Genomic DNA, 26,175 nt, shown 5'->3' with positions numbered 1-26,175 from the left:
TGGATGCTTCGGAGATACAAACAGCTCGCGGCCGCCTTGGCGGCGTGCCTCGCGCTATCGGGGTGCGGACCGGCCAACCATGGCGTGTCCTCCCAGGACCACCCCGCGTCCCAGGCCGCGGCCGACCAAGACGTGCAAATCTTCAGCTGGTGGACCGCAAAAGGCGAGACGAACGCCCTGAACGCCCTCATCTCCGTCTTTCGCAAGCGGTATCCGCGCGAGCACATCGTCAACGATGCCGTGGCGGGCGGCGGCGGCGATAACGCGAAGGCTGTCTTGGCGAGCCGCATCACCGCGGGCGATCCGCCCGAGACGTTCCAGGTCCACGTCGGCCAAGAGCTGATGGTCTGGGTCAAAGCGGGCAAGATGGAACCGCTCGATGCACTGTACCGCGAACTTGGCCTGTACAAGGTGCTGCCGAAGGTCGCGATCGACGGCGTCACCTACGACGGCCACGTGTACGCGGTGCCGCTCGACGTCGAGCGAGGCAACGTGCTGTGGTACAACGCGCGGGTGCTCGCCACGTATGGCCTCAAGCCGCCGCAGACGCTTGACGAGCTCCTCGCCGACTGCAAGGTTCTGAAAGCGCATGGCGTGACGCCCATCGCGTACGGCGACCGGGACCAACTCGGGTCGGTCATGCTGTGGGAAAACGTGTTGCTCGCCACCGCCGGCCCGAAAACCTATGACGACATCTGGAACGGCACAGTGCCTCTGACGTCTCCCGTGGTTCGCAAGGCCTGCGAGACATTTCTTCAACTTCTGCCCTACACCAATGCCGATCACGCTCAACTGTCGTGGGACGGCGCCTGCTCGCTCGTCGCCTCAGGGCAAGCGGCCTTCAATGTGATGGGCGACTGGGCCAAGGCGTACTTCCTCGCAAGCGGCATGAAAGAAGGGCGCGATTTCGGATGGACGCCCTTCCCCGGAACGCAAGGTGACTTTGAATACGTGATCGACACCTTTGGGATGCCGAAAGGCGCGCACAATCCCGCGGGCGCGCTCGACTTCCTGCGCGTGGTGGCCTCGCGGGACGGACAGAGACAATTTAATTTATGGAAGGGATCCATCCCGCCGCGCAGCGATGTGCCTCTCGACGGCTTCGATGCATACAGTCAGGCCTCGGCAGAGGCGTTCCGGAAAGACGCGCTCGTCCCGAGCCTGGCGAATGGCGAGGCTGCCAACCCAGCGTTCGAGCAGGCGGCAGCCCAAGCCATCACGTTGCTCATCAACACAGGCAACGTCAATCAGTGCCTGCAACTGTTGAAACAGGCCGATCTCGCCAATCCCCTGCCCTGATGCCGTGAACGGCGGCGAAGTCGCCGTCACCCGATGGGCAGGCCCGATGTCCTTGCGCGGATGGGCTCGTACGGGCAGTCGTCCGTGTCGAGCGTCGCGCGCGTAAGAGCCTCGACGTTGGCACGAGCCACTTCCGGCGCCGTAACCCAGGTCTTGTAAAACTCGAAGGGGCATTCGCAGACACCGGCATCCCCATCGCCCGAGTAAAGATATCCACTGTATCCCCGGTGGAGCAGCTTGAATAGATGGTTTTGGGCCTGAGCCGTTCGCCGAAATTCACGAATTTGGGAGATGGAAATCTCGGCATACTGGACGCCGTATTCCTCGGTGCCGCACTCCCCAAGCGTTCGCCCGTCAAAGCCGATGATAGCGGAGTGGCCGAAGTACGCGTACACGCCGTCAAACCCCGCGGCGTTTGCCACGGCCACATAGCAGTTATTTGCCCAGGCCATGGCCTTCGCCATCAAGATTTGTTGCTCTTTGGCCGGATACATGTAGCCCTGCGGCCGCACGATGAGCTCCGCACCCTTCATCGCACAATCGCGCCAAATCTCTGGGTAGTTTCCGTCGTCACAAATGATCAGACTCACCTTCAGCCCCTTGGGCCCCTCGGAGACCCAGGTGCGATCGCCCGGATACCAGGGCTCAACCGGCGTCCAGGGCATGATTTTCCGGTATTTCTGCACGATCTCGCCGTGATCGTTTACCAAAATTGCGGTGTTATATGGCCACTTCCGAGGATGCTCCTCATGTCTCTCACCTGTCACCGAAAAGACGCCCCACACGCGGTGTTGGCGACAGGCTTCGCAGAGAATGTCGGTTTCGGGCCCCGGCACAGAAGCGGCTGTTTCAAACATCTCTCGCTCGTCGTACATGATGCCGTGCAGACTGTATTCGGGGAAGACGACGAGATCGAGCCCGGGGTAACCGAGTTTCAGTCCGCCAATCATCTCCGCGATTTGCGTCGCATTGCGCAGCACATCCTCCCGGGTATGCAAGCGCGGCATCTTGTAGTTGACAACGGCAACACCGACAGTATCTTGGCTGCTTACAATATCGCCATGGCGCATGGAAAAGACGCTCCCCTCGTTCTTGGAATGCAGAACTGCACCTCAACCGTGGACGTGGCCCACTTGCCACGGCCGCCCCGTGCCCGCGTGTCGGTGAGGTTGACGCGCGCGCTCTGGAGAGGAGTGCGCTCGCACCCTGAGCGCGGGCTCCGTGGAGCTCCGGGCGCCCTCGCGCGACGCTCCGCGCCCTCCGCCACCGACGTATACCGCCGTGAACTGGCGATCCGCCATGTCCCCACAGTACGGACATCGCGCGGCAGACGCCGCCTGCTGCATGGGCAGCACGCGTTCAAAGCTTCCACACGTTGAACACAAGAACCGGTAGGTGGGCATGGGCATCATCCTTTCGGTCGAATGTCGCGATCGAAGATGGCGGTGGGAATCGCGAGGGTGCAGCATGCGTTGGGCACGTCGACAATGCCACTGATGCGACCTTCAACCGGTGCCACGCCAAGCAGCATGTACGCCTGTTCAGGGGTGTAACCAAACCGCTCGAGATACTGAATGGCGTTTAAACAGGCGCGTCGGTAAGCCACGTGAGCGTCCAAATAACGCTGTTCGCCCGTGTGTTCGTCCACGGACACGCCCTCGAACACCAAATACTCGGAAAACCTTGGCTCCATGGGCCCTGTCTCAAACACCGGGTTGTGCACGATGCCGTATTTCGCCATGCCTCCTTTGATGACGTCCACCACCATGTCGATCCACCCGCTCATCTCGATGGCGCCGCAGAACGTGATTTCACCGTCCCCCTGGCAAAAATGGAGATCTCCAACGGAAAGCTTGGCCCCCTTCACATACACGGGGAAATACACCCGACTCCCCTTTGAAAGATTCTTGATGTCGCAGTTACCGCCGTTTTCGCGCGGCGGCACCGTGCGGGCGGCTTCCTTGGCGACGCGATCGAACTCAGCTCCCCGGAGCGTCCCGAGCACAGCGCTCCGCGGATCCGGCAAATTTGCAAGCGGTGGGACCCGAGAAGGATTGGACTCCACGAGCTTGCGTTCGCGGGCGTTCCAGCGATCCAAAAGTTCCGCGGATGGCGCGACCCCGATCAAGCCAGGATGGATGAGGGAAGGAATGCGAACCCCCGGCACGTGGCGGCTCACGGCGTAAATACCTTGGAACTCCCAAATGGACTTCGCAGCTTCAGGAAAATAGTCAACCAGAAAACCTCCGCCATTCTCGCGCGCGAAAATGCCGTTAAATCCCCACTCGGCGCCTGGAAGCGGCCCCATGTCCAACAAGTCCACGACGAGAAGATCGCCGGGCTCGGCGCCATCGACGTAAATCGGGCCACTTAAAACGTGCACGCGGCAGAGATCCACGTCACGAATGTCAGACGGATCGTCGTTGTTCTGAATCTGACCATCGGTCCAGTCCTTCATTTCTATCCGAAACACTTCGCCTGGGCGAACTTTGACCACGGCCGGGATATCGGGATGCCACCTGTTGTGGCCAGGCACATCCTGCTGGTCCATGGGTTTGGTGAGGTCGACCCGAAACAGTACGTTCGACAACTTCACATCACCTCACAAATCTCGCGGATACACGAGCATTATCTCTTGGATACCCCTCAACGCGTCAATGTATATAACCTAACAGACGATAAATAGAACGTTTACATCCGAATTTACGTTAGAATGTATGACAACATGCATTGCTTAGCCTAGCAGAGCGTGATACCGTTCGAACCACAGACCGTATTCAATTTCAGAAAGTTTGGAGGGGTTTCAATGTCGGTACTACAACCCGAACGGGGGCGCCCGACGCCGAAGCGGACCTTTAACCGCTGGGTGCAAAATCCGGTCTTCGAGGATTACGCCCTGCGCTACGCGCCTAAGTCGTTCCGGCGCTGGGGCGTGTGGACGGTCATGAACTCGGCACTTGGCGGCATCGCGTACATGGCCGATTTCGCTATAGGGGGCTCGGTGGTACTTTCGTACGGATTCGCGAACGCCGTGAGCTCCATCTTGGTGGTCGCCGCGATCATCTTTCTCACGGGCATCCCCATCGCGTACTATTCTGCAAAATACAACATCGACATGGACCTTCTGACGCGCGGCGCGGGTTTTGGCTATTATGGGTCCACCCTCACCTCTTTGGTGTATGCGTCGTTTACGTTCATCTACTTTTCGCTCGAGGGATCCGTCATGGCGCAAGCGCTCGAAGAATTTTTCCACATCCCACTGCCCATCGGGTACCTCATTTGTTCCTTGGTCATCATTCCACTCGTCATGTTTGGTATGACGGCTCTATCCAAACTTCAGGTGGCTACACAACCCATCTGGCTCGTCTTGATGCTCGGCCCCTTCGTCGCCATCGCCGTCAAGGATCCGTCCGCCTTCAGCCAGTGGGTGCACTTCGGCGGATCGTCGGCATCGGGCAGCCATTTCAACGCCATGGAGTTCGGCTTGGCGGCGGGCGTCACGCTGTCGCTCATCGCCCAGATTGGCGAACAGGTGGACTATCTGCGCTTCATGCCAAATCTGACGTCCGAAAACCGAGGAAAATGGTGGATTGCCGTGATGTTGGCGGGCCCCGGTTGGGTCCTTCTCGGCGCCATCAAGCAGCTCGGCGGATCGCTTTTGGCTTCGTGGATTGCGCCGAGCATGGGGGCGAAAGCAGCCGACGAGCCCATCAACATGTACACGCATGCGTTCCACGCCGTGATCGGCAGCAGTTATGCGGCGCTGGCACTCGCCACGTTCTTTGTTCTCCTCTCTCAAATTAAAATCAACGTGACGAACGCGTACTCGGGGTCGCTGTCGTGGTCGAACTTTTTCTCGCGCATCTTTCATACGCACCCAGGCCGCGTCGTCTGGCTGTTTCTCAACGTCGGGATCGCGCTAGGCCTCATGGAAGCCGGCGTGTTTGGATTTCTGAATACCGTTCTCGGGTTTTACTCGAATCTCGCGGTCGCCTGGATTGGCGCGGTGGTGTCCGATCTCGTCATCAACAAGGGGCTGCTCAAGATAAGTCCGTCCTACATCGAGTTCAAGCGCGGTCACCTTTACAATTTCAATCCCGTCGGCTTCGGATCCATGATCATCGCGGCGGGGGTGTCGATCGCGGCTTTCTTCGGCGCATTCGGCCCGGTGTTGCAGGCGTACTCGCCGTTCCTGTCGCTCGTTCTCGCCTTTGTGCTGGCGCCGGTGATCGCCATCGTCACGCGCGGCAAGTATTACATCGCGCGGGAGAACACGTTTGAGCGGTCGGATCGGTATCACGATGAGCATCGCCGATCGGAGCTGCCTGCAGAATTCACGTGCGCCTGCTGCGGGTTCGAATATGAAAAAGCGGATATGCTGTACTGCCCTTTTCACAAAGCGCCCATCTGCTCTCTGTGCTGTAGCCTCGAAAGCGCGTGTCACGACCTCTGCAAAGCTGGGCACGTGCACTGACACGGTCTCGCCTTTTCACGGCAGCGGGTTCGCCGCTGCCGCTTTTTTGTGCGCCCGACGGGGATGCCCTGGCTGAGAAGGCTGCGATCTGGATGCATAGGTAAGAGAGAAAAAGCTTGTCTCCACGCATGAAATCTTGGCTATACTTAGGCTAAGTACGGTCGATGTGAATGCAAAGCCCGCAGGAGGGATGACACATGATGAAGAAGCCGTTTACCGCTGGTTCGCTCGCGATTATCTATATCTTGGTGGCAGCCATCATCATCACCGCACTCATGGTGCACCTGTCGACACATCCGGGCATGGTTCTGACGGTTGTCGCTCTTTTAACCATCTTGCTGCTGGTTTACCGGATGAGAACGACGAGCGGCTTCACGCAGACGGTACACATCGCACTGATTGTTCTCATCGCGGTGGTGAGCCTGTTTATCATTGGCCTCGGGAACGGAGGCACACAGCTGTGGTTCTCGACGATGTTCGGTGTGTTTGACCTGCTTCTGATTTTGGTTGAAGTCGCGTTTCTGTCGTCGCGCGAATACAGCTGATGTCCAAGCGCTCGTTTTGCGAGCGCAACAGGTCAAGTCTTCGCCGTTTGGTCTATTGACGAAATGGCAAGCTCGTCCTTAAGCTTGAGATGTCGTACGTTGTCTACAGATGTCGCGGCTGTCATCACATCATCTCAAGTCAAAGTAGGTGTTCACATCTTGAACGTCGAGAACCAAGGACTGAGCTCGTGGCTGCGCATTCTCCGCCCTGACGAAGGACTTGACAGCGCCAGCACCGACAACATGACCATTACGCTCCTGGGGTCATACGATGGCTTAGAGTTCATTTGGCATCATCTGAAAAAGCTCGGTACTATGGGCTTTAACCCGTCGCCCAACACCACGCCGTTCGAATCTCTCATTGTACTTCAAGGACGGCTTAGGGTAGCTAATGGACATGAAGTGCAGTACGCAGAGCCAGGCGACATTGTTACGATGTATCCTACTAAGGATGATGTGTGCATCGTAGCGATGGCGGACTCGGAATTTATATACTTGAGTTCAAAGCCCATCTTCGACGTTTACAAGCGAGGCGTTGAACGGTTCCACCGCCTAGCCAGAGAAATCGCTGAAAAGGATGGATATACGGCATCTCATTGTGAACGGATCCGGAAATACTCCGTTTTAATCGGATGTGAATTGGGTTTATCAGCCAGGGAATTGCTTTCTTTAAGTTGTGGCGCGTTGTTCCATGATATCGGTAAAATACAAATTCCAGACGAAATTCTTAGGAAGCCTGGTAGACTAACGCCAGAAGAATTTGATATTATGAAGATGCATACGATATATGGTCGGGATATGATGAGCTCACCGTCCAACCCGTTTTTACATGTCGGAAGTGCCGTAGCAGAGCAGCACCACGAACGATACGATGGTAGCGGGTACCCTTACGGCCTTCGTGGTAAGGAAATTTACCTACCTGCTGCGATTGTGGCTGTGGTCGATAGCTACGACGCAATGACTACGGAACGGCCCTATCAGAGTAGGAAGTCAAAACAAGAGGCACTGCAAGAAATAGAGTCTCTTAAGGGCAAGCTTTACGACCCGCGTGTAGTCGACGCATTTTTAAGGGTCGTAAGCATAAATAATCTCGATGGCATGTGAGGAGGCTGTGATGTGAAATCGTTGAAAAGGGTTTTGATGGGTGTACTTGCTCTTGGTGCATTTGCGCTGACCACGCCAGCTTTCGCCAGCGCAGCAGTTCACAGTGGTGGCGCCACCTACAGCGCAATCCTTCAAGAGCCGCAGCCTACTTCCTGACGCGTAGCTTGTACAAAGTCGCACGCCCTTCGGGGCGTGCTTTTCATTTCCCCATTGCAATTTCCCCGACTTTCCCGTCACAATACATCCACAACCAACTTTCGGCTCAGCCACATCACGCTCATAGGGATGGGAACCACCATGAACCTGGACAGTCGCGCACATTTCATCAATCGAGAAGTGAGTTGGCTCCTCTTCAATGAGCGCGTGGCCTTTGAAGCCACTCGCGCCGACAACCCGCTGTTTGAGCGACTTCGATTTCTCGCCATCTGTGCCTCCAACTTAGATGAATTCTTCATGGTCCGCGTGGCAGGACTCAAGGATCAGCTCAAACTCGGCGTCGGGCGTCCGGACAACAAGACGGGGATGACGGCGGCTCAGCAGCTGGCCGAGGTGGCGAACCGGGGGCACGCGCACGTGAGCCAGCTGTACCGCCTTTGGTCCAAACAGCTGCTCCCGAGCCTGCGCAAGGAAGGCATTGAGTTTGTCGGCCCAGACCAGCTGACGCAGGCGCAGCGCGCGTATGTTGAGGAATATTACCATCACCACGTGTTTCCTGTCCTGACGCCGCTCGCGGTCGACGCGAGCCACCCGTTCCCGTTGCTGGCAAATCGCTCGCTCAACATCGCTGTCCTTCTCGAGCCCATCGCCGTGCGTTTGCCTCACGAATCGCCTTTGTTCGCGGTGGTCCAGGTGCCAAGCGTCCTTCCACGGTACCTCGAGTTGCCCACGTCCGGTCGCAAACGAGTGTTCGTGCTGCTCGAGGCCGTGATCGAGATGTTCATCGACACGCTGTTCCCGGGGCACACCGTCCTCGAACACGCGTGCTTCCGGATTACGCGCAACGCCGACATCACCGTGGACGAAGAGAGCGCGGAGGATTTGCTCGAGGAGATCGAGCGCGAAGTCAAGAAACGGAACCGCGGCGCTGCGGTTCGGCTCGAGGTGCACAGCTCGATGTCGCCCGAACTCGTGGAAACCCTGCGCGACTGGCTTGAGCTCGAGCCGGAGGACATCTATTCCATCGACGGCCCGCTCGACCTTACCTTTCTCATGCGCTTCTCGGCCATGCCCGAGTACGCTCACCTCCGGTTTTCGCCCATCCTGCCGCAGGTGCCGCCTGACTTCATTGGAGAAAACGGCCTGTTCGAGGCTATCGCAAAGCGCGACATTCTCCTGTTCCACCCATACGAGTCGTTCGATCCCGTCGTTCATTTCATCCACCTGGCCGCGAGCGATCCTCAGGTGCTCGCCATCAAACAGACGCTGTACCGCGTGAGCGGCAACTCGCCCATTGTGTTGGCGCTCGCGCGAGCCGCAGAGAACGGGAAACAAGTGACCGTGTTGGTGGAGCTCAAAGCTCGATTCGATGAAGAGAACAATATCGTCTGGGCGAAAAAGTTGGAGGAAGCCGGATGCCATGTCATCTACGGGCTCGTCGGGCTCAAGACGCACAGCAAAATCGCGCTCGTCGTTCGGCGCGAAGGCGAGCGCATTGTCCGCTACGTCCATCTCAGCACGGGCAACTACAACGACAACACCGCGCGCCTGTACACCGATCTCGGCATGTTCACCGCGCGCGAGGAGTTTGGCGAAGACGCTTCGCTTTTCTTCAACCACCTCACGGGCTTTGCCGATCCTCCCGCATGGCGACGCATCGCGACGGCCCCGCATGGGCTGAAGGACGCGTTTCTCAAGCTCATTCGCCGCGAGATCGATCACGCCCGTTCCGGTCGGCCCGCGCGGATCATCGCGAAGATGAACGCGTTGACGGATAAAGATCTGATTCTCGCGCTGTTCGAGGCATCCAGCGCAGGCGTCGAGATCGACCTGCTCGTGCGCGGCATCTGTTGCCTGCGCCCTGGCATCCCGGGTGTGAGTGACCGCATCCGCGTGTCGAGCATCGTCGGGCGATTCCTCGAGCACAGCCGAATTTACTACTTCCTGAACGGGGGCGAAGAGGAGTTTTACCTGGCAAGCGCCGATTGGATGACGCGGAACATGGTGAGCCGCGTCGAAATCCTGTTCCCCGTGCTGCAGGATAACCTGAAGCAGCGCCTGAAGCACATCCTCGAGGTGCAGCTCCAGGACAACGTCAATCGCTGGGTTCTCGCAGCAAACGGCCAGTATGAGAAAGTCGAGCCGAAGCCGGGCGAACCGAAGGTTGCGTCACAGATGCAATTCTATCTCGAGGCTCGTGGTGCCGCCGACGAGACCGCGAAGGCGATTGCGGAGTCGATGATTCCGCGCACGCCTCCGCGCCTGCTCCCTTGACTACGGCTGCAACAACCGCTGCAACCGCCCGTTCCGCGTCCGAAGCATCCGCTCCAGCTCGTCGATGGTGTCCGGCGAGATGCCCTGCATCTGTTGGGCGATCTCGCCATCCATCCGCGCGAGTTCAGCAAGCACAGCCTCGTGTTCCGGGCGCCCGTGAAATACGTACTCGTCCGGCGGCACGGGCGTCGACAGCGCAACGGTTCGAAGCGCCTCGACGCGCCGAATGTAGGCCTCGAGCTCCTTCACAGCCGAAAGCGCCTCCAGGTTCGGAAACGGGTCTTCGCGAGTCGGCTGCGGAAGTTTGCGCCGCAGCGCGCTCAATTCCGCGCGCAGTTGAGCAAGGTACGCGCCCAGCGCTTGGTCGACGGCGTTGTGAAACGCGATCATGCGCTCGCGCAGCCGAAAGCGGGGATCCCTCATGTTGATGAACCATGCGTTCATCCATCCCGTGAGGATCTGGTTGACCGCCGTGCCGGGTGACACCGCGATGCCGTACTTCATCAAATCGCTCATCGCCACGCCTCCTCAGCGCTTCTCCGGCGGCTGCGTGATGCGATCCGTCGCGACCTGTGGATTGCCAATGAAGAAAGGCTCGCCGATGGCCATGTTGGGCGCGGAGATGACGCCCTTCTGCGCCATGATCATGGCGGTATAGTAGCGCACGGCATCGATTTCCGAGAGGCCAAACGCACGAAGCGCGATGAGCTCCTTCATGCGCTCGTCACGCGGATATACGAGCGCCTTCACGTCGTTCAAGGTGAGGCCATAGACCGACAAGAACTCCTGCAGGTGCTCCTTGACGAGTTCCAGAATCTCGGGCATGCGCTCGTTGACGCGCTCCAACTCCGTCAGTTGAACAATCTTGTTGATGGACTGCTCGATGACGGGACCCGCGTACCAGTTGACCTCTTTCATGCTGACATAATGGCCCGACATCGGCATGTGTTGAACGAGTTTCAGCGCATCCTCCTTCGTATCCACGTGAACATAACAGCTCACGTGATAGCCCATTTCGGCCATTTCCTTGGAATACGCCACTCCGGAGACCTCAAGGATGAGCTTCGCTCGGTTGATGTAGAGGACCTCGTACTGCCATGGGCTCTGGCCGCCGAAAAACGCCTGTTGAAAGGCCCCGATAATGGGACGATCCGGCGTTTGGATGACGTACTGCCCCGTCTCATAGACATTCAAAATCGCCCCGCGCGACTTCAGGACGGCAAAGTGGTTCGATTCCACGGTCAACAAGGAGCCGTTGAGAATGCTGTTGTCCGGATAATGGTAGACCAAGACGTCCGGCCCCATGATCTCCTTTCCGTCATTCGTCAACGTGCTGATGACTTGGCGTATCTGAGGCATCGGCACTCCTCCTCGGCTCGAGGACGCGGCCCTTCAGGCTTATTCGTGCGCCCGCGGTCCCTCGACTGGCTGTCTTCCACGTCTCATGTCGCTTTCCATCCAACGTTTTCAGCAAAATTCCTAATCATGTTAGGCTCATCATATCGCTCGGCTTGCGTTTTGGGAAGTTCCTTTTCGTTTGGATTTTGGGAAGTTCATTTCGCATTTCCGAATTTCCTTGCCCCGCTTCGTCGAGATCGAGGTAAGATAAAAAGAAAAACGTTGGTGATGACAAAATGGAAGTCTGGCAACGAAACCTCGTGGTCCTATGGATTGGGACATTGCTCACGTCCGCAAGCTACTCCATGGTCATCCCGTTTCTGCCTTTGTTTCTGCTCAAGATTGGGGTCCATCAGCACACGGACATCTGGTCCGGCGCGCTCTACAGCGCTGCGTTTGTCGCGGGTGCCATCGCGGCCCCGTACTGGGGCTCGCTCGGCGATCGGTACGGTCAAAAGCCGATGATCGTCCGGGCGGGCTTTGTACTTTTCGTCATTTATGGATTGACGGCATTTGTGCAACATCCATGGGAGCTTCTCGTCCTGCGGACACTGCAGGGGCTTTTATCGGGATACATTCCCGGCTCGGTGGCGCTTGTGGGGAGCAACACCCCTGAAGACAAGGTGGGATACGCGCTGTCGACCATCTCCGCCGCGAGTTCAGCGGGAGGTATCGTCGGACCGCTGCTCGGGGGCACCATCGCGCGCCTGTTTGGCAACCGCGTCGCCTTCGGCAGCGCGTCCGTTCTGGTGCTCATCTCGACGCTCCTCGCCCTCATTTTCGTGCGCGAGCTCAACAAAAAACGCGCCACGTCACGGCCCTCCGTGTTCCGGGCCATCGACGGAGCGCTTCACAACAAGCCTCTCCTCACCGCGCTGTCGCTCAACATGGTGGTGTCGTTTTCCATCATGACCATCGAGCCCGTCTTGACCCTCTACGTCGCCCAGCTCGATCCGTCCGCGAGCGCACAAAACGCGTCCTTTCTCGCAGGTCTCGTCTTTTCCCTCGCGGGCATCGCGAGCGTCGTCTTCGCGCCGCTTTGGGGCAAATATGCTGACCGCATCGGCTTCGTCAAAGTCCTGACCATCGGCCTTGCGGGCGGCGCCCTTTGGACCTTCATGCAGATCCCGTTTCACAATGTGATCGCCTTCGCGGCCGTCCGATTCGTGTATGGCGCATTCTTCTGCGCCGTGTACCCAGCCATCAACGGCCTCATTGTGCGATCCACCGAGGCGACCTTCCGCGGCCGCGCCTTCGGGCTCAACCAGACGGCCAACCAAATCGGCAACACGGTCGGGCCCCTGGTCGGCGGCGCCATTGCCGATGCCACGAGCATTCACGGGGTGTTTTGGGTGACCGGCGCTCTGCTCGCCTCCGTCACCGCCGGCGCTTACGCGCTCATGCGCCACCCGAACCTCCTGCCGCGCAGCGAACACACGCCGCACACGCCCTCTCCGTGAGAGGGCGTGACCCTCACGCGTCGCCCCGCCCAGTTGGCGCCGCCTCGTCTCCGGCGTGCCTGCGCGCAATCTGCAGCGCCTGCAGAACCGTGTCCATGTCCCGTTTGAGCGCCTCGTACTGACGCTTCCAGTGGTCGATCTCGGCCCGGGCGCGATCGTATCGAGAGTTGGCGGAGTCGAGCAGCGCCTCGAGCTCGATGCAGCGCTGGCGAAGATCCGCGAGTTCACGGGCTTCCTCGCCGGATTCGTCGACAATTTCCACCTGCTCGAGGTAGCGAATCAACGCGCGTTTCGTGATGCGCTGGCGGCCCGACCGCTCCTGCCCCGAGTCCTCGCGCCCCGTGTCATTGACCGCATCGACGATCTCGACCGCCCCATGCGGCGCATGCACCTCAGGCGCATCGGCGCCAGGTCCCGCTTCGTCGGCCGCCTTCGCGGCCATGCGGGTGCGCTTCAGCCCAGCCAGCGTGCGATGGAGCGTCGCCGTGGTCCAGTCCTCCGCCGCCCTTTTGGCCTTCTCCACGGCGCTCTCATCCTCGCGCTGGTCCTCGATGCGCGATAACACGGCGCGCCGGCGCCGCTTCCACGCCTGTTGCAGGCGAGACTTGGTCTCGGAGACGCGCCTGGACCACGTGCCGAAGTTGGAACCGAACAAGCGCCCGAGCGGGCTGCCCTCCGCCGGCCGCTCCTCCACCACGTCTTCAAGCGCAAATTCGCCGCGCCGAATGGCGTTCACCATGGCATATAGGCAGGCCTCGTGATAGGGGCCGGCGAGATCGAAATGCCGACACTCCTCGCAGACGAACTGGCCCAACTTTTCCAGAAACTCGTCCGTCAGGTGGGCGGTTCGCGGGATGTGATAGTACACGCCGTCGTCGCGATCATCCACTTCGAGCAGACGGCGATTCCCGAGGCGCAGCGCGGCCAACTCGGCGGCCGCCACGTTGATGACCGGACCTTCCGTGTCCTCGATGACGAGATCGACGCGGCCGTGGGCCTGTTTCTTGTCGCGCAGCGCCTGGTAGATGTGCATGAGGAGCACGTCCTCGGCCTCTTCCTCGGTGTCAGGCCAATCCTTAAGTATGAAGCTGTCCGGATCTCGCTTGGCCTCGATAAACTCGCGCGCTTCCTGTACCGTCACTTCGTTTCCGTAATATGTATCATAGAGCGTGATGCCGTATCGAGCCGCAACCTCAAGTGCGTCCATGCCTTTGAGCGTCTTCACTGGCGTCCCCTCGCAATGACCCGAGGCTGTCCCCCGGTTTCTACATAATTCGATCCTATCGGATTCTGTTCGACAGATAAAGCCATCGGGCCTGCGATTTTTTGGTGATGAAAAAAGCCCTGAGGCCAGGGCCTTTTCCGTCTAAGCCTCGCCACAGGGCGTCAGGCACTCGCGTGCGCCGAGCGGAGCGCGCGCAAGAGCTTGATGCGACACTCCGGCTCAAGCCACGGGATCTCCTCCATGACGAGTGCCACCACCTGCATCTCGTCTCCGCAGCAAAACAGCTTTCCCTCGACCTGGCCGTTGTCCCGCGCGTGCCGAAACCAGGTGTACCAGCGCCCCTCGTGCGCAATGACGCCGGCGATGGGGTCCCGCGTCCACACGACCTCCCCTTCTCGCAGCAATTCGTCGATGGTCTGCTCGAAGTGGTTGTGCGCGCGATCCAAGATGTCCTGTCTGCCGAAGCAGTACGCCACCATCTGGTCCGCTGTGCTCAGCATCGCAATCGACTCCTTGCTCGTAAGATGTGGAAGGCCTCCGACCCCAAGCATACGCGCGATTGTTCAAATCATGATTGAAAGAGGCGGCCTCGCGGGCCGCCCGGTTCACTGGACGCCAGGTGCCTGCGGCATGCCCGGTTGCGCCATACCTCCCGGCATCTGATAGGAATCGATCATCGTCTGCGTCGTGTTCTTCTGCAGCGTGGCCACCTGGTAGTCGCCCTTCTGGTTCATGTGCGCGAACAGATCATACGCCATGCGGTCGCACAAGCCGGCACTCGTCATGAGGAACGTGCGGAATTGTGGATTGGCGCACTCGAGCGCGAACATCGTGCACATCATGGCCCCGTACTTGTGCAGGTTGAGGGCGACGGCGCAAATGGCGCGATCGGAAGGCGACTGCGCCTGCAGATTGGGCGCAGGGTACGTCGGATGGCGCAGACCGAGCTTTGGCTGCGTGTGCATCGCCGTCTGATAGCCCTGCCCGCCCATCTGGGTGTTGCTCTGCAACACGCGCACGCCCTCGACGTAATGCTGTTCCATCGCCTGGGCCTGACGCTCGAGCAGCTGGCGCACCTGCGGGTCCTGCGCGTGATGGGCCAGGAAGTTCAGGACCTCGGCGTTCGCGGATGTGGCCTGGAGAACTTCGTTCATTCCTATGATTTCGTGCGCGCCAAAAGGCGCGTTCGGCGCACCTTGTCCTTGCTGGGCCTGCTGACCCTGTGCTCCCGCCTGTGCATTCGCCATCATGTGTCCCTGCATGTGCGGCTGCATGTTGGGCTGTTGCTGCATGTGTCGACCTCCTAAGGAGAGAATGGTTGTCATCCCTAGGATGCGCAGACCTCGCACGCGTATGTATTCCAGATGTGGATGGTCCTGCGCTGTTGTCACGAAATATCATGTGATGAAGTTTGTTTGTCTATGTTATGATAAATATTGATCAGTGCCCCGTCCGCGAGGTGAGACACCATGTACCCGAAAGAACGGCAGCGCGTGCTGCTGGAGCTTTTGGCGCAGCACGGCTTCGCATCGTACCGCCAGTTGGCCGAGCGACTCGGCGTGTCGGAGATCACCGTTCGGCGGGACATGAAGGCGCTCGAGGCGCAGGGCCTTGTGGAAACCGCGTTTGGCGGCGGTCAGGTCGCGCGTGCGGCGCGCGAGCTCCCCTATACCGACAAGCGCATCCTCCAAATTCCGGAGAAGATGGCCATCGCGAAGGCGGCCCTCCGCCAAATGGAGTCTGGCATGACCATCGCCATCGCCGCGGGCACCACCACGTGGGTCCTGGCCCAGCACATCGCGGGTTTCCAAAACCTTACGTTTCTCACCAACTCGGTGAACGTCGCTTCGGAGCTCGCGAAAAACGGCTACCACGACATTTTTCTGACGGGCGGTCAGTTTCGCACACCAAGCGACGCGTTGGTCGGTCCCGTCGCGGAGCGCACGGTGCGCCAATTTCGGGTCGACCTCCTGTTCGTCGGCGCAAGCGGCATTCATGTCGATCACGGCCTGTCCACGCCCAACGTCCTGGAGGCCGCGGTCAACCGGGCGATGATGGAACGCGCCGCCAGAGTGGTGGTGCTCGCCGACCACACCAAGTGGGGTGTGGAGTCGCTCATGAGTTTCGCCAAGTGGAGCGAAATTGACGCCCTGATCACCGACCGCGCCCCCGGCGAAGCGGAGGCCGCGGTGCTCGCGGAATGTGACGTCGAGCTGATCGTCGCGGATGCTTGACACGGTGACTTCGGCGATTGGATGACTTCGGCGATTGATTGATGAGAACGAGGTGATCCTTCATGACTGAGCTTCGATACAACCCCCTGTTGCGCGACTGGACCATGGTGGCTTCAAATCGGCACAAGCGTCCGAACTTGCCCAAAGACAACTGCCCGTTCTGCCCAGGCTCGGGGAAGGTGCCGGACGACTACGACGTGCTCGCCTATGACAACGATTTCCCTGCCTTATCGCAGAACCCGCCGGCGCCCGACGACGTGGCGACAGGGTTGTACCGCGTTGAACCCGCTTACGGAAAATGCGAAGTCATTTTATACTCAAAGGAGCACACCACGACCCTTCCCGAGCTTCCGGTGGCGCACATACGCAAGCTCGTGGACCTGTGGAGCGAGCGCTTTCGCGATCTGGCCTCGAATCCACGTCATCAATACGTCCTGATCTTTGAAAACCGCGGCCCCGAGGTTGGGGTGACCATGCCTCACCCGCACGGCCAAATTTACGCGTATCCGTACGTGCCGCAGAAGCTCAGAGTCGAGATCGAGTCATTTGCAGCTCATCGCCACGAGACGGGCCACTGCCTGATGTGCGACATCAATCAAGAAGAGGTCTCGTTCGGTCAGCGCATGCTCGACGAAACCGAACACTTTTACGCGTACATCCCGTTCTTCACCGATTACCCGTACGGCGCCTTCATCTCCGCCAAGCGCCATGTGGGCAGCCTGCTCGACTTCACGGATGAAGAGCGGACGGATCTCGCGCGCATCCTCAAACGCGTGACGAGCGGCATGGATGCGTTGTTTGATCGCGAGTTTCCGTACATGATGGTGCTTCACCAAAGCCCGGTGAATCAGGCTCAACCCGTCGACTTTCACTTTCACATCGAGTTTTACCCGCCGCTGCAGACGGCCACGCGCCTCAAGTACCTGGCTTCGTCAGAGACCGGGGCATGGGCGCCCTGCAACCCCATGGCTGTCGAAGTCACGGCGCCGCAATTGCGCGAGGCGATTCAGAAGCGAAAGGAAGCGAACCGACATGTCGACCCCCTTGTCTGATCAGATAGACCGAATTCTCGCCTTCTCGCCGGGCGATCCCGACCGCCTTCGGGCCTACTTTGCGCCTGGCCGCGTCAACCTGATTGGCGAGCACACGGACTACAACGGCGGGTACGTGCTCCCCGCCGCGCTCACCATGGGCACCTGGCTCGTGGTGCGCCCGCGCAGCGATCGCCGCTTCCGGTTTGCGACCACGTTCTCGGATCGCATCGTGGAGGTGGCCGCGGACGACATTCGGTACCGGCCCGAGCAGGACTTTGCCAACTATCCGCTGGGTGTGATCGACATCCTGAAGCGCCGAGGCGTCGAGATGTCGGGCATGGACATGTTTTTCTTTGGAAATCTCCCGGTGGGCGCCGGCCTGTCCTCGAGCGCCTCGGTGGAGGTCGCGACTGCGTTTGCCATCAATGACATGGCAGGGGCGGGCCTGGACCGGGAAACGCTCGCGCTCATTGCGCAGCAGGCGGAGAACGAATTTGTGGGCGTCAACTGCGGCGTCATGGACCAGTTCTCCATCGCGATGGGGAAGCGGAACATGGCGCTGTCGCTCAACTGTTTGACGCTGGCCTATGAGCTTGTGCCCGTGCACGCGGAGGGCTACCGCTTGGTGATTGCCAACAGCAACGTCCCCCGCAGGCTCGCCGGCTCGAAGTACAACGAGCGGCGCGCGGAGTGCGAAGCGGCACTCGCCGTGGTGAAGCGCCGTTTCCCCGACGTGCAAGCGCTCGCGGAACTCCAGCCGGACGCGTGGCCGGACGTCGAGTCGCTTTTGCGCGCGGAGGCCGGGGATGGCTGTGAGGTCGACAACATCGTCCGGCGGGCGCGCCACGTGATTTTCGAGAGCCATCGCGCGCGCGAGGCCGCGCGGCTCTTGGCTGCGGGAGATGTGGAGGCATTCGGAGAGCTGATGAACGCGTCGCACCGTTCCCTCCGCGACGACTACGAGGTCACCGGTGAAGCGCTTGACGCGCTGGTGGAGGCGGCCTGGAGCGCCGAGGGATGCGTCGGATCCCGCATGACAGGTGCGGGCTTTGGCGGGTGCACCGTGAGCCTCGTGCTTGCGGACGCCGTGGAGGCGTTCACGAAGCACGTCGAAGCGGCGTATCAACAGGCGACAGGCCGCTCGCCGTCGTTTTACATCAGCGATCTCGGCGACGGCGTCCATGCGCTGCCCGCGCTCGACGCGCTCATTCGGTAAATCGCAAATGCGCCTTGGCGGGAAAGACGTGCCCCTCTCGGCTCGCCGAGAGGGGCATGCCTTTCGCGCCTCGTCACGCCTGAACATCCGCATAGTCCGGCCTGCGCCTGAATCGAAGCACTGCGTATGAGCAAATGGGCAGCAATTTGACGTTGTTCTCCCTCGCCATCGCAACCAATTCGTCCACCAGCTTGGCGGCGAGGCCCTGGCCCTGATAGGCCGGATCGACGACCGTGTGGTCAATCGTCCACACGCCGTCGCCCCGGTCGGTGCAGGAGACGTAGCCAATCCGCTCGCCGCTTTCATCGTGGAGCTCCACGCCGTGTTGAACGCGCACGAGTTGCATGCTTTCGCCCTCTTCCCTCGCCAAATGGCGAATCGAATCACGTCCCGTTTTGCAAAGACCCATTTGCAGAGCCCTGACTTTGGGCCGCGTTTCCGCCCGCGGTGCCGTTTGCCGTGCTGTTCTGGCTCGCAGGCGGCTGGCTTGGGCTCGGCCACCCGGCGGGGTGAAGCCCCTGGGGCAGCGGCTTTGCGACCGGGAGGTAGCTCGTGCGCATGGTCCACGTGAGCCGCCACGTCATCTGCTGGATGGCGGCCGCTGCCTTCGCACCGAACGCGTGCAGCGCAACAACAGAAGGCACGTCGACCACGGCCGCGACGGTGGCCGCGGTGAGCTCTGGACTGCCCGCCGCTCGCGAGATGGTGAAGTGGCCGTACACCGTGGTGTGCGCGACGAGCGCCTCGAGGTCCGCCTCCGAGATGCCGCGCGCGCCAAACAGCTGCGTGCCGGCCACCGCCGCGATCCAGGGGCCGAACACGCTCGACACGGACTTTGGGTCCATGACCGCCAGCATCTCGTCGTCCTGCACCCCCTGCGACGTCAGGCGCACCGACGTCCACGCGCCCATCGCGGGCTCCCAGAGCACGGGCGGGCGCGCCGCGCCCACCCAACCGCCGGGCTGCTGTTCGTACGCGGCCCCGTGAAACCAAAACACACTCGCACGCCCCGTCGCGCCCTGGCTCGTGAACCACTCCGCAGGCGTGCCGTTCACCTGCCACACATCGTCTTCCGCGCGAAACAGCGTCAACTGGCCGTCGCGCTGGAGCTTCGCGGCAAGATTCGCCCACGCGGCCTCCCGCGCATAGGCGGCCTGCCATGTCACGGACAAACCTGCCTGGGCCGACGACAGCGTCTGACGATAGGGCGCCTGTTGCCAAGCTTGAAGCGCCTGCTGCAGTTCCTTCGCGGGAGAGCTGGTCGCAGCCGAGATAACCGGAGCACAAGCAACCCCTCCGGCCACCAGACCGGCCCATGCGACCCTTCGCGCCGCGCGACGCAGGGACATCGAGATCCCTCTCCTTCGCCTTGTTGGGCACATTCTACCACTCGCAGGCGTGCTCGAAAAGCGCCTCGCGTCCCCGCCGCCCCGCGCTTCAGGCCTGTGCGAGGCGGAGGACGCGCCAGAACGCTTCCTTCGGCTGGTGATTCACGTCAAAGAGAAGCGGCCAGTCCTTCCTGCCGCGCACGGGAAAGTTGTCGCGCCACGTGGCATCGTCCGCGACGCCCCAGAGCGTCACGTTCTCCAGCACGTCCCGGTGGCGCAGGTAGAGGGCAAATAGCGCCTCATAGCGCGCCGCGAGCCGCTCCGCAAGCTCGTCGTCGTACGGCCGCTCCGGCATCTGCGGCTGATCCGGCTCATGCACCCACGGATAGACGCTGACGTCGAGCTCCGTGACGTGCAGCCGCAGGCCAAGCGCCCGGTAGCGCTCGATGGCCGCCTCCATTTGCTCGATGTCGGGATCGTCAAGCGACACGTGCATCTGGAGCCCCACGCCATGAATCGGGACGCCGCGGTCCAACAGGTGCTCCAAGAGGCGCAGGATGCGATCCCGCTTCGCAGGTTGGGTCTCATTGTAGTCGTTGTAGAACAGGAGCGCATCGGGGTCCGCCTGGTGGGCTAAGCGAAACGCCTTCTCAATGTAGTCGTCCCCGAGCGCCTTGCGCCACGGACTTTCGCGCAGCCATCCCTCGCCTTGGTCGATCACGGCCTCATTCACCACGTCCCAGCACCCGACGGCGCCCCGGTAGTGACCCACGACCTCGGCGATATGCGCCTCGAGCCTCGCCTCGACGAGCTTGGCGGGTGCGGGCTGGCCGAGATCGTCCTGGAACACCCAAGCGGGCGTCTGATTATGCCAGACCAGGGTGTGGCCGCGGACGAACATGCCGTGATCGCGCGCGAACAAAACGATTTGGTCTGCAGCCGAAAAAGAGTACGCGGCTTCAGCGGGATGGATGCGCTCCCACTTCATTTCGTTCTCGGGCGTGACGCTGGAAAAGTGGCGCTTCAACAGGTCAGCATGCGTGCGAAGGGTCGTCGCACTGACCGCGGCACCCACGCGAAAGCGATCGGCGTAAGCTTCTTGAAGAGACGGCTGTTGTCCTGTCAAGGTGGTTCTCCTCCTCGCGTGCATCTCGTCCTAATGCGCGGAATAAGGCGCCGCTAACAGGCGCATTTAGGATTGACTTATTTTACCAACTACCGTTATCATGAGGCTGTGTAGGGCTGAGATGATGCCGCATCTTGGCAAACTTCAATCCGAACTGAGGACGATGAAATCATGAGCACACTTTCTCCGTCTGCAAAACTGGACGAACTGATGGGACGAGAACAGCGCAAGACGCCGGGTTGGATCGGCGATGCGATTTACGGCGTGAACGACGGCCTCGGTGCCATTTTCGGCATCATCGCCGGTGTCGCCGGTTACACGGGCAACAACCACACGATTCTCGTGTCTGGCTTCTTCGGCGCGCTCGCCAGCACCTTGTCGATGGCCGCGGGCGCGTGGCTCGCGACGAGATCGGAAAACGAGCTGTTAGACAAGGCGTTTCACGAGGCCAAGCGGGACATCGAGCAGAATCGAGACCGCGAGGTGCAGATTCTCTCGCTGATTTACGAGACCCGCGGCTTTGAGCCTCACGAGGCCGAGGAGATCGCGCGGCGCATCTCCAAGGACGACGACCTGTTCTTGAAGACCATGGCGCAGGAGAAGCACGGCATCCGCGAAGAGAGCCGCGGCAATCCGTGGGGTGCGGCCTTCTCGGGCGGCCTGTCGACGTTCATCGGCGGCGTGGTGCCGCTCATCCCGTTTTTCTTCATGCAGGGCCTCGCCGCCGTCATCACCGCGGCCGCTGTGAGCCTCGCGGCGCACTTCGTGGTGGGCGCACTCAAGAGCCTCGTCACCGTGCGTTCGTGGTGGTCAAGCGGCATCGAAATGACGCTGGCCGGCGTCATCGTCGGTGTGGTCTCCTACCTGCTCGGTCTCGCGGGCAGCCACGTGCTCTAGGCCCCGCCACGCACCGGGGCGATCGCGACCCAAGGCGCGATCGCCCTTTTTCACGCTTGGGGATAGACCACGACTTTCACGCTCTCGCTCTTTTGCGTCCGCGCGCGCTCCAGCGCATCGCCCGTCTCGGCGAGAGGAAACGTGTCGGTGATGAGGTTCCACACGTCGAGTTCCCGCATGAGCTGAATGCCCGCCGGATACGTGTTGGCGTAGCGGAACACGCCCACGATGTCGATCTCGCCATCGGTCAGCTGGGTGAGGTCGAGTTCCTTGAGCGGCAGCGGCGACAACCCCACCACCGCGAGCCGACCGCCGCGACAGAGCGCCGGCAGGAGCGACGCGAAAGCGTCGGGATGACCCGCCGTCTCGATGGCCACGTCCACGCCCTCGGGCCACCGCTCCCGGACCGCGGCCGCGAGGGAGCCCTGCTTCGCGTGCACGGCCTCGGATGCCCCGAGCTGCAGCGCGAGTTGAAGCCGCTTGTCGACGGTGTCGCTGACGATCACGTCGCCAGCCCCGAGCCTGCGCGCCGCCGCCACGGTGAGCAGGCCGACCGGCCCCATGCCAGCGATGGCGACGCGATCGCCCGGGCGCATGCCGGAGCGGCGAATCGCGTGAAGGGCGACGGAAAACGGCTCGACCATCGCGGCCTGCTCGTACGACATGTCGTCCGGGATGGGATGCACGAAGTCCGCCCGGTGCGCGATATACTGCGCAAACGCGCCGTCCACGGGCGGCGTCGCGAGAAAGCGCACGTGCGGGCACAGATTGTAACGCCCTGACTTGCACGCCTCGCAGCGGCCGCAGGTGACGCCGGGCTCAATGGCCACGCGCTGGCCGGGTCTGAGGTGCTTCACGAGATGGCCTGCGGCGACGACCACGCCGCTCGCCTCATGGCCGAGAATGAGCGGCCCTTCCACGACGTACCGGCCGATCCGGCCGTGTTCGTAATAGTGCACGTCGGAACCGCAGACGCCGACCGCCTCCACGCGAACCAGCACCTCGTCCGGGGCAGGCGCAGGAACCGGCACCTCGCGGATTTCGACTTGCCGTGTGCCCACAAGATAAGCGGCCTTCATCGTCTTAGGAACTGCACTTGAACCTGCCACACAAGCTCCCCTTCCCGCGTGATCCTCGCGCTCTTCGATTCTAGTATACAAATCCGCGTCAAGGCCAAGGTCTCTGCGTCAAGGCCAAGGCCCGGCGATCACGTCCCTGCGCGAAAGGCCGCGATCGCCTCGCGAACGACCTCGAGGTCCATCTCTGCCGGAATCTCGACCTGGACCGTGTAGGTGTCGGTGGCAAACTCCTTGATGGCGAGGGTGGCCCGCCCGCCCGTGGCCTCGCCCATCCTCGCCTCGAAGTCGCGGAACGCGACCGCGTACGGCAGGGGAACCGTGCACAGCTTGTTGCCTTCCCTCGCCCCCACCGTGATGGCCGAACTGACGACCGAGGCATTGGGAAGCACGCGGCGCACGCCGCCCTCCTCAAGCACGGTGTGATACCAGTTCACGTCCACCACCGTGCCGCTGTATTCCACACCGCCGAACAGGTAGGTGCGGAAGCTCACGTACTCGCCCAGTTGGAAGGGCCGCACCGCAAACAGCACGAGCCCCGCAATCAGGTTCGCGAGCGTCGACTGTGCGCCCACGCCGACGATGACGCCCGTCACGGCACCGCCGACGAGGATGCTGCCCACCCGCACCTGGAGCAGGTTCAGGCCAACGACGAGGACGAACGCGTAGCCCACCGCGCTCAAGGCGCGGTTGACGACGCTCAGAACCCGGATGTCCGCGCCGGGATGACGAGCGGCCATGGCGTTCACCGTGCGGCGCAGCTGGTTGACGACCAGGGCACCCACGACGAACCACACGACCGCGATGCCCCACTCGATGATCTGGCGGTCCAACGACGGCAACGATTGCAACCGCTCCGACTCGCGCCCGAGGTACGCCGCAACGGCGAGTGCCACAAGCAGCACGAGGTACATCATGAATCGCCGCCAGCCGGCGGACGCAGGCCGAACCCCTTCCCTCATGCGGACACCTCAATCTCAGAAGTCAATGGCTTTGTTCCAGGGCTTTGTTCCAGCATCAGTGGCTTTGCTCCGGCAGCAAATACGCAGGCGATTGCATCCAGTTGGACGGGATGGACGTGTTGGTCCACTGGCTCTTCGGCATCCACGGCTCGTGGTGCTCATCGAAATACGCGTCGATCATCTTTCGCGCCAGGATGGCCGAAAACGACGCACCGTAGCCTCCGCCCGGCGCCATCACGGCCACCGCCACAAGCGGATGGTTGAGCGGCGCGTAGCAAATGAACACCGAGTTGTCCGTCCGATGGCCGTTGATGACGATCTGCGCTGTACCCGTCTTCCCCGCCGCTTGATACGGCGCGCCGAGGAAGGCATAGTACGCCGTACCCGCCGGATTCGACGTCACGCCGTACATCCCCTGCTTGACGAGATCCCACTGCCACGGCTCGGCGCTCACGCGGCCCAACACCTGCGTTTTGTAGGTCAAAATCGGCTTCGCGCCGGAATTCGGCGTTCCGTTTGGCGCATAGACGTTCTCCAGCAGGTGCGGCTTCAACCGGAGCCCCTCGTCGGCCAGCGTCATGGCGTACACGCCGAGTTCCATCGGCGTGAACATCTGCGACTGGCCGATGGCGGCGTCCGCCAGACTCGCCGGGGAGCCGTAGTTCACATACTTGCCGGTCTTGGCAAGGGACGCCTCGCTCGCCTGGAGGTTGTACGGCACCTGAATGTTGCCCTTGCGATAGTCTTCGATGTAAAACTCGCCATGTTCCTCGAAGGGCAGGTCGATGCCCGTGAGCGTGCCCAGGCCGAAGTTCTCCTCCTCCTGGAACATCGCGTTGATGCCCTTCACGAAGTCCGTGTCCAAGTAGTTCTGGTAGCTTCCGTCCGACGCAGGGTACGAACCGCCGGACGTGGTGCTCGATCCGAACCACTTGCCGAGGTGAAGCCCGAGCTCATAGAAAAACACGTCGCTCGAAACCGTGATGGCCTCAATGGGATTCACCCAGCCAAACACAAAACCCTCGTCCTCATTCTTGCGCTGCGTGCCGATATAGATGTAGCCGTCGTCGAGGATTTCCGTCTTCGGCGTCACCACGCCGGCCTTGAGCGCCGCGATCATGTTCGCCGGCTTGACCGTGGACCCGGGATAGTTGAACGTGTCAATCACGTTATTCAACTGAGCGCCCGAGGTCTCCAAATAATGGACGTGATCGACATAGGTCCCGTTCGTGTACCAATTCGGATCCAGGTACGGATAGCTCACCATGGCGATCACGCCGCCCGTCTTCACATTGAGCATCACTGCGGCCGCATCCGTGATGTCCTGTTTGTTGGTCTGCGACGAATCGATCATGTTCTGCAGGAGCTCCTGCGCCACGGCCTGCTCGTGTCCATCGAGCGTGAGCTGGATGTTGTCCCCATTTTGCGGGGCGATCTCGCCCACACTCCCGACGGCCGTGCCATTGGAGGTGATGGTCACCAGCTCGTAACCAGGTTTCCCTTGAAGCAGGTGCTCGTACTCGTACTCAATGCCGGTTTCGCCCACCTGCTGGCTGTACAGATAGCCCTTGTACTGGCTCACATTTTGGGCCGTGATCGCGCCGACGTAGCCCAAAACTTGCCCGGCGAGATCCCCGTAGGGATATTGGCGAGCGTAGTCCTGGACCACCTGAATATTCGGCAGCTCGCTTTGATGTTCCACCACGTAGGCCACCTGCGCGTCCGTCACGTTCTGCGCGAGCGTGACCTGGAGCGCCCCAGGGTTCGACTGCATCGCTTGATACAGCGCTTGAGGCGTCGTCTGCAAGACCGGCGCGAGGATGGACGCCACGCGATGCATCTCGGCCGTGGACATCGAGGTGTATCGATTGAACTGAATGGTGAGCACCGGCTTGTCCCAGGCCAGGACCTGGCCGTTGGCGTCGTAAATCCAACCGCGCTGGGGCAGAATGGGCACGCGCGCGTATTGCGTCAGCTGTTCGGACGAGCGAAACGACGCGCCCTTGACGACCTGCACGTAGCCCAACCGCAAAAGCAGGGAGGTAAACGAGAGAAACACGAGGCTGTATACGACGTGAACGCGGAACCGGCGGCGTTTTGCGGATTTCGCCGGATCGACAGGCGTCACGGGGCGATCCCGGCGTTTTCCTTTGGACCTTCGCACCAAACCCTCACTCCGTCCCTCAGGCTGTTCCATAGCTATTTAAATCAGACCTCAACACCTTGGCGCAAGTTCAACGGTTTCCATGCCGCAGATTTGTCGGCCACCGTCGAAACGTTTGCCAAAATGTCGGAAAACGAACGTATGCGCCCTGAAGATTTTCGGGTAGAATGAATAGGACAAGTGTGTCTGAATCTCAAGTGCTG

General features: G+C 60.9%; 25 protein-coding genes. 11 read left to right on the top strand and 14 right to left on the bottom strand.

From position 1 onward, the window contains the following. Nucleotides 1-3 precede the first annotated feature (3 nt). Nucleotides 4-1,299, top strand: a complete 1,296-nt coding sequence (locus BW934_RS01815) for an ABC transporter substrate-binding protein (protein WP_076344447.1) — start codon at nucleotides 4-6, stop codon at nucleotides 1,297-1,299. Between the two features lie 26 nt (nucleotides 1,300-1,325). Here BW934_RS01815 and BW934_RS01810 read toward each other — a convergent pair whose 3' ends face one another. The 3 genes from BW934_RS01810 to fmdA are packed head-to-tail and all read right to left on the bottom strand — an operon-like array spanning nucleotide 1,326 to nucleotide 3,889. Continuing rightward, complete coding sequence (locus BW934_RS01810) at nucleotides 1,326-2,369, bottom strand: aliphatic amidase (protein ID WP_076344445.1); 1,044 nt, start codon at nucleotides 2,367-2,369, stop codon at nucleotides 1,326-1,328. 42 nt (nucleotides 2,370-2,411) lie between these two features. Next, complete coding sequence (locus BW934_RS15430) at nucleotides 2,412-2,702, bottom strand: FmdB family zinc ribbon protein (RefSeq protein WP_159437292.1); 291 nt, start codon at nucleotides 2,700-2,702, stop codon at nucleotides 2,412-2,414. A 5-nt stretch (nucleotides 2,703-2,707) separates the two neighbouring features. Then, nucleotides 2,708-3,889, bottom strand: coding sequence for a formamidase (gene fmdA / locus BW934_RS01800; RefSeq protein ID WP_076344441.1), 1,182 nt, complete (start codon nucleotides 3,887-3,889; stop codon nucleotides 2,708-2,710). A 216-nt stretch (nucleotides 3,890-4,105) separates the two neighbouring features. Here fmdA and BW934_RS01795 point away from each other — a divergent pair, with 216 nt between their 5' ends. The 5 genes from BW934_RS01795 to BW934_RS01780 all read left to right on the top strand — a co-directional run bounded on the left by BW934_RS01795 (nucleotide 4,106) and on the right by BW934_RS01780 (nucleotide 9,852). Then, nucleotides 4,106-5,773 (top strand): purine-cytosine permease family protein, encoded by a 1,668-nt coding sequence (locus tag BW934_RS01795; protein ID WP_076344439.1) that lies wholly within the window; start codon nucleotides 4,106-4,108, stop codon nucleotides 5,771-5,773. Between the two features lie 197 nt (nucleotides 5,774-5,970). After that, nucleotides 5,971-6,318, top strand: a complete 348-nt coding sequence (locus BW934_RS01790; protein ID WP_076344437.1) for a hypothetical protein — start codon at nucleotides 5,971-5,973, stop codon at nucleotides 6,316-6,318. Nucleotides 6,319-6,477: 159 nt separating this feature from the next. Then, nucleotides 6,478-7,422: an HD-GYP domain-containing protein gene (locus tag BW934_RS01785; protein WP_234969461.1), complete on the top strand. Its 945-nt coding sequence runs from the start codon at nucleotides 6,478-6,480 to the stop codon at nucleotides 7,420-7,422. A gap of 12 nt (nucleotides 7,423-7,434) precedes the next feature. Further along, the gene (locus tag BW934_RS14950) at nucleotides 7,435-7,578 is read left to right on the top strand and encodes a hypothetical protein (RefSeq protein WP_159437291.1); all 144 of its coding nucleotides are present in this window, start codon (nucleotides 7,435-7,437) and stop codon (nucleotides 7,576-7,578) included. A gap of 141 nt (nucleotides 7,579-7,719) precedes the next feature. Further along, nucleotides 7,720-9,852, top strand: coding sequence for an RNA degradosome polyphosphate kinase (locus BW934_RS01780; RefSeq protein ID WP_076344435.1), 2,133 nt, complete (start codon nucleotides 7,720-7,722; stop codon nucleotides 9,850-9,852). On the opposite strand, the gene BW934_RS01775 is transcribed toward BW934_RS01780, so the two are convergent. Both BW934_RS01775 and BW934_RS01770 read right to left on the bottom strand, forming a co-directional pair. Continuing rightward, nucleotides 9,853-10,368, bottom strand: coding sequence for a hypothetical protein (locus BW934_RS01775; RefSeq protein ID WP_076344433.1), 516 nt, complete (start codon nucleotides 10,366-10,368; stop codon nucleotides 9,853-9,855). A 12-nt stretch (nucleotides 10,369-10,380) separates the two neighbouring features. Next, on the bottom strand, nucleotides 10,381-11,211 hold the full coding sequence (locus tag BW934_RS01770) for an SPFH domain-containing protein (protein ID WP_076344431.1): 831 nt from the start codon (nucleotides 11,209-11,211) through the stop codon (nucleotides 10,381-10,383). Nucleotides 11,212-11,486: 275 nt separating this feature from the next. Here BW934_RS01770 and BW934_RS01765 point away from each other — a divergent pair, with 275 nt between their 5' ends. Next, nucleotides 11,487-12,710, top strand: coding sequence for an MFS transporter (locus tag BW934_RS01765; protein ID WP_076344429.1), 1,224 nt, complete (start codon nucleotides 11,487-11,489; stop codon nucleotides 12,708-12,710). A 13-nt stretch (nucleotides 12,711-12,723) separates the two neighbouring features. Here the strand turns inward: BW934_RS01765 and BW934_RS01760 are convergent, their stop codons facing one another. From BW934_RS01760 to BW934_RS01750, 3 genes are all read right to left on the bottom strand, one after another. Further along, a complete protein-coding gene (locus BW934_RS01760; RefSeq protein ID WP_076344427.1) occupies nucleotides 12,724-13,935 on the bottom strand; it encodes a hypothetical protein in 1,212 nt (403 codons plus the stop codon). Between the two features lie 161 nt (nucleotides 13,936-14,096). Beyond that, entirely contained in the window at nucleotides 14,097-14,435 is a 339-nt protein-coding gene (locus BW934_RS01755; protein WP_076344425.1) for a hypothetical protein, read from the bottom strand. Nucleotides 14,436-14,540: 105 nt separating this feature from the next. Continuing rightward, nucleotides 14,541-15,227, bottom strand: coding sequence for a spore coat protein (locus BW934_RS01750; RefSeq protein ID WP_076344423.1), 687 nt, complete (start codon nucleotides 15,225-15,227; stop codon nucleotides 14,541-14,543). Between the two features lie 177 nt (nucleotides 15,228-15,404). Between BW934_RS01750 and BW934_RS01745 the strand changes: the two genes are divergently transcribed. The 3 genes from BW934_RS01745 (at nucleotide 15,405) to BW934_RS01735 (ending at nucleotide 18,419) form a co-directional block, all read left to right on the top strand. Beyond that, nucleotides 15,405-16,169, top strand: a complete 765-nt coding sequence (locus BW934_RS01745; protein WP_076344421.1) for a DeoR/GlpR family DNA-binding transcription regulator — start codon at nucleotides 15,405-15,407, stop codon at nucleotides 16,167-16,169. 62 nt (nucleotides 16,170-16,231) lie between these two features. Continuing rightward, complete coding sequence (gene galT / locus BW934_RS01740) at nucleotides 16,232-17,221, top strand: galactose-1-phosphate uridylyltransferase (RefSeq protein ID WP_076344419.1); 990 nt, start codon at nucleotides 16,232-16,234, stop codon at nucleotides 17,219-17,221. After that, nucleotides 17,202-18,419, top strand: coding sequence for a galactokinase (locus tag BW934_RS01735; protein WP_076344417.1), 1,218 nt, complete (start codon nucleotides 17,202-17,204; stop codon nucleotides 18,417-18,419). Before galT ends, BW934_RS01735 begins: the two co-directional genes overlap by 20 nt. Nucleotides 18,420-18,492: 73 nt before the next feature. On the opposite strand, the gene BW934_RS01730 is transcribed toward BW934_RS01735, so the two are convergent. The 3 genes from BW934_RS01730 to BW934_RS01720 all read right to left on the bottom strand — a co-directional run bounded on the left by BW934_RS01730 (nucleotide 18,493) and on the right by BW934_RS01720 (nucleotide 20,873). Beyond that, entirely contained in the window at nucleotides 18,493-18,765 is a 273-nt protein-coding gene (locus BW934_RS01730) for a GNAT family N-acetyltransferase (RefSeq protein ID WP_076344415.1), read from the bottom strand. A gap of 37 nt (nucleotides 18,766-18,802) precedes the next feature. Continuing rightward, the gene (locus BW934_RS01725; RefSeq protein WP_076344413.1) at nucleotides 18,803-19,768 is read right to left on the bottom strand and encodes a hypothetical protein; all 966 of its coding nucleotides are present in this window, start codon (nucleotides 19,766-19,768) and stop codon (nucleotides 18,803-18,805) included. Between the two features lie 88 nt (nucleotides 19,769-19,856). Further along, on the bottom strand, nucleotides 19,857-20,873 hold the full coding sequence (locus tag BW934_RS01720) for an endo-1,4-beta-xylanase (protein ID WP_084182416.1): 1,017 nt from the start codon (nucleotides 20,871-20,873) through the stop codon (nucleotides 19,857-19,859). Between the two features lie 171 nt (nucleotides 20,874-21,044). On the opposite strand from BW934_RS01720, the gene BW934_RS01715 reads away from it, so the two are divergent. After that, a complete protein-coding gene (locus tag BW934_RS01715; protein ID WP_076344409.1) occupies nucleotides 21,045-21,770 on the top strand; it encodes a VIT1/CCC1 transporter family protein in 726 nt (241 codons plus the stop codon). 50 nt (nucleotides 21,771-21,820) lie between these two features. Here the strand turns inward: BW934_RS01715 and BW934_RS01710 are convergent, their stop codons facing one another. The 3 genes from BW934_RS01710 to BW934_RS01700 form a co-directional block, all read right to left on the bottom strand. Continuing rightward, nucleotides 21,821-22,849, bottom strand: a complete 1,029-nt coding sequence (locus tag BW934_RS01710) for an NAD(P)-dependent alcohol dehydrogenase (protein WP_076344407.1) — start codon at nucleotides 22,847-22,849, stop codon at nucleotides 21,821-21,823. A 128-nt stretch (nucleotides 22,850-22,977) separates the two neighbouring features. Beyond that, nucleotides 22,978-23,808 carry a mechanosensitive ion channel domain-containing protein gene (locus BW934_RS01705; RefSeq protein WP_234969459.1) on the bottom strand — a complete coding sequence of 277 codons (831 nt, stop codon included), beginning with the start codon at nucleotides 23,806-23,808 and terminating at the stop codon, nucleotides 22,978-22,980. Nucleotides 23,809-23,863: 55 nt separating this feature from the next. Then, on the bottom strand, nucleotides 23,864-25,936 hold the full coding sequence (locus tag BW934_RS01700) for a peptidoglycan D,D-transpeptidase FtsI family protein (RefSeq protein WP_407639942.1): 2,073 nt from the start codon (nucleotides 25,934-25,936) through the stop codon (nucleotides 23,864-23,866). Nucleotides 25,937-26,175 lie beyond the last annotated feature (239 nt).

The organism is Alicyclobacillus vulcanalis (assembly GCF_900156755.1).
In the GTDB taxonomy this organism is placed as follows: Bacteria; Bacillota; Bacilli; order Alicyclobacillales; family Alicyclobacillaceae; genus Alicyclobacillus; species Alicyclobacillus vulcanalis.
The sequence above is the reverse complement of the archived record's forward strand: the minus strand, read 5'-3'. Positions and strand labels throughout refer to the sequence as shown.